The organism is Ammoniphilus soli (assembly GCF_040813775.1).
The window spans coordinates 1-662 of sequence record NZ_JBEGDL010000163.1 but is presented as its reverse complement, the minus strand read 5'-3'; the positions used below and the strand labels follow the sequence as shown (position 1 = coordinate 662).

1 protein-coding gene is annotated in these 662 nt (G+C 48.3%); it reads right to left on the bottom strand.

The window, feature by feature from the left end:
- The coding region (locus tag ABLT31_RS38865) for an amino acid permease (protein ID WP_367761074.1) at positions 1-662 on the bottom strand (662 nt) is incomplete at both ends.

Below are 662 nucleotides of genomic sequence, written 5' to 3'. Positions count from 1 at the left end.
GTTCCCGGATTATGAGATTCACCCGCTTCGACAGCGAGGGTTTCAATGCCGCTATAGACTTGCACAATGAGTGAAATGGTAGCTAGAACACCGAGCCAGCCATAAGGCAGGAACCCGCCATTGCTCCAAAGATTGGTTAACCCCACGGCTTGTCCATCGTTGAAAAGGCCGGTGAGGATGATCAATGCCCCAAAGATCATAAACACACTGACAGCAAAAACTTTCAATACGGCAAACCAGTACTCTACTTCTCCGAACACACGTACAGCAAGTAAATTGGAGAGAGCAAAAAGAATTAACCCAATGAGTCCAGGAATCCAAGTCGGAAACGTGGGAAACCAATATTGCACTAATTTTCCAATGGCGGCCAGTTCAGACATAACAGTGGCTACCCAATAGAACCACCACATTCCGGCGGTTAAAAAACCCATTCGGGTACCGAGGAGATCCCCAGCATAATGACTGAAGGATCCGGCAACGGGGTGTTCAACGGTCATTTCTCCAAGTGCGCGCATCACGATCGCAGCAAGAATACCGCAAAGAACAAAGGTGATTAAAACCCCCGGTCCGGCTAGTTTGACCGCTGTAGCGGAACCGTAAAACAAACCTACACCAATGACACCGCCAATGGCGAGCATTTGAATTTGACGATTGGTTAAGCT